Source organism: Nostoc sp. 2RC (assembly GCF_014222165.1).
GTDB lineage: Bacteria > Cyanobacteriota > Cyanobacteriia > Cyanobacteriales > Nostocaceae > Nostoc > Nostoc linckia.
In genome coordinates, this window is sequence record NZ_JACKZU010000572.1 from 1 (window position 1) to 3,248 (window position 3,248).

Annotated in this window: 2 rRNA genes; both read right to left on the minus strand. The window is 50.7% G+C overall.

Going from position 1 to position 3,248, the window contains the following annotated elements:
* Nucleotides 1-6 precede the first annotated feature (6 nt).
* A 5S ribosomal RNA gene (rrf, locus tag GNE10_RS33265) occupies nt 7-124 on the minus strand.
* A gap of 142 nt (nt 125-266) precedes the next feature.
* Nucleotides 267-3,093, minus strand: a 23S ribosomal RNA gene (locus GNE10_RS33270).
* Nucleotides 3,094-3,248 lie beyond the last annotated feature (155 nt).

The following is a 3,248-nucleotide window of genomic DNA, read 5'->3' on the forward strand; positions in this document are numbered from 1 at the left end:
AATAGAACCTGGCATCGAGCTATTTTAGCGTAGGGCAACCCCTAAACTATCGTTGCCGCAGCAGCGTTTCACCTCTGAGTTCGGGAAGGATTCAGTGTGGTTCCACCGCGCAATAGACACCAGGAAAACTTTTAGAGTGATGAGTTAGGAGTGAGGAGTTAGAAATAAAACAGTTTGTTGATTGATAACTGGTTGCTTCTAACTATCAAAAGCTAACTTCATCAAAACCCTGAAGACTGCAAGGAATGGGAAATAAATTAAAATCAGAGGTCAAGCCCTCGGTCTGTTAGCACGGCTCGGCTACATACATTACTGCACTTCCACCTACCGCCTATGAACCTGTGTTCTACAGGTGACCTTACCTACTTATGTAGTGAGAGCACTCATCTTGAGGTGGGCTTCCCACTTAGATGCTTTCAGCGGTTATCCGCTCCGCACTTGGCTACCCAGCGTCTACCGTTGGTACGATAACTGGTACACCAGCGGTGCGTCCTTCCCGGTCCTCTCGTACTAAGGAAGGCTCCTCTCAATGCTCTTACGCCTGCACCGGATATGGACCGAACTGTCTCACGACGTTCTGAACCCAGCTCACGTACCGCTTTAATGGGCGAACAGCCCAACCCTTGGGACGTACTTCCGCCCCAGGTTGCGATGAGCCGACATCGAGGTGCCAAACCTCCCCGTCGATGTGGACTCTTGGGGGAGATCAGCCTGTTATCCCTAGAGTAACTTTTATCCGTTGAGCGACGGCCATTCCATTCTGAGCCGTCGGATCACTAAGGCCTACTTTCGTACCTGCTCCACTTGTAGGTGTTGCAGTCAAGCTCCCTTTATGCCTTTACACTCGCCGCACGGTTTCCAAGCGTGCTGAGGGAACCTTTGCGCGCCTCCGTTACCTTTTAGGAGGCGACCGCCCCAGTCAAACTGCCCACCTGAAACTGTCCCCACACCCGATTAGGGTGCTAGGTTAGAATTCTAGCTTCGCCAGAGTGGTATCTCACCGTTGGCTCCATATTCCCCACAAGGAATACTTCATCGCCTCCCACCTATCCTGCGCAAGCCAAGCCCGAACACAATTCCAGGCTACAGTAAAGCTTCATAGGGTCTTTCTGTCCAGGTGCAGGCAGTCCGTATCTTCACAGACATTCCTATTTCGCCGAGTCTCTCTCTGAGACACCATCCAGATCGTTACGCCTTTCGTGCGGGTCGGAACTTACCCGACAAGGAATTTCGCTACCTTAGGACCGTTATAGTTACGGCCGCCGTTCACCGGGGCTTCGGTCGCCAGCTTCATGTTTCCACTGACCGACTTCCTTAACCTTCCGGCACTGGGCAGGCGTCAGCCCCCATACCTCCTCTTACGAGTTCGCGGAGACCTGTGTTTTTGGTAAACAGTCGCCTGGATCTCTTCACTGCGACCCAAGAATTCTTGGGCACCCCTTCTTCCGAAGTTACGGGGCCATTTTGCCGAGTTCCTTAGAGAGAGTTATCTCGCGCCCCTTGGTATACTCAACCTCCCTACCTGTGTCGGTTTCGGGTACGGGTACAATGTGTTCATCACATTACTAGCTTTTCTTGGCACTATCCTTCACCACTCGACGGTCGTAACCGTCTCCCAAACCAATCAGGGTGTGGCTATCTCTCATGCGTCCCTAATAATGCTCCCACATCATAGTCAGGGATTATTCACCCTGTGTCCATCGACTACGCCTTTCGACCTCGCCTTAGGACCCGACTAACCCTCCGAGGACGAACCTGGCGGAGGAACCCTTAGGGTTTCGGGGTATTGGATTCTCACCAATATTTGCGCTACTCAAGCCGACATTCTCACTTCCGTCTCGTCCACAGCTGCTTGCCGCTACTGCTTCTTCCTACCACGGAACGCTCCCCTACCATTAGTTATTCACTAATCCACAGCTTCGGTACATCGCTTAGCCCCGTTCATTTTCGGCGCAGGAACGCTTGACTAGTGAGCTATTACGCACTCTTTCAAGGGTGGCTGCTTCTAGGCAAACCTCCTAGTTGTCTGTGCATTCCCACCTCCTTTATCACTTAGCGATGATTTGGGGACCTTAGCTGGTGGTCTGGGCTGTTTCCCTCTTGACGATGAAGCTTATCCCCCACCGTCTCACTGGCAATGTGTGCTCTGGGTATTCTGAGTTTGTCTCGATTTGGTACCGGTCTCCCAGCCCGCACCGAAACAGTGCTTTACCCCCCAGATATATTCATTACCGCTGCGCCTAAACACATTTCGGGGAGAACCAGCTAGCTCCTGGTTCGATTGGCATTTCACCCCTAACCACAGTTCATCCGCCGATTTTTCAACATCGGTCGGTTCGGACCTCCACTTGGTGTTACCCAAGCTTCATCCTGACCATGGTTAGATCACCAGGGTTCGGGTCTATAAACACTGATTTAACGCCCTTTTCAGACTCGGTTTCCCTTTGGCTTCAACATTCTCGTTTTAACCTACCAGTGCCTATAAGTCGCCGGCTCATTCTTCAACAGGCACGCGGTCATCCGTTGAATCGGACTCCCACTGCTTGTAAGCTGACGGTTTCATGTTCTATTTCACTCCCCTTCCGGGGTTCTTTTCACCTTTCCCTCGCGGTACTGGTTCACTATCGGTCACACAGTAGTATTTAGCCTTACGAGATGGTCCTCGCTGATTCACATGGGATTCCTCGTGCCCCATGCTACTCGGGATTCAGCTACTATCCTTCAACTTTCGACTACAAGACTTTCACTTTCTTTGGTGCAGTATTTCGCTGCTTCGTCTAGAATTCAGATTCGATTTTGCTGTCCCACTACCCCAAAGAGTAAACCCTTTGGTTTAGGCTTTTCCCCGTTCGCTCACCACTACTTAGGGAATCTCTTGATTGATTTCTCTTCCTCCAGCTACTAAGATGTTTCAATTCGCTGGGTTGGCTCTTAACTGCCTATATATTCAGCAGCTAGTATTTAGGGTTGCCCCATTCGGATATCTCCGGCTCAATGTTTGCTTCCAACTCCCCGGAGCATTTCGTCGGTAACCACGTCCTTCTTCGCCTCTGTGTGCCTAGGTATCCACCGTCAGCTCTTATTAGCTTGACCACTTCTTTTTCGCAAACACTTACAACTACAACTTTCGCTGTGTCTGTGTCTGCCTGCTTCCCATTCCTATGCAGTTTTCAAGGTTCTGGCTGAGTTCTCACCCAGCAGTCTGGCTTCATACCATGTTGCTGGACTTCTTCTCATATATTTTTATT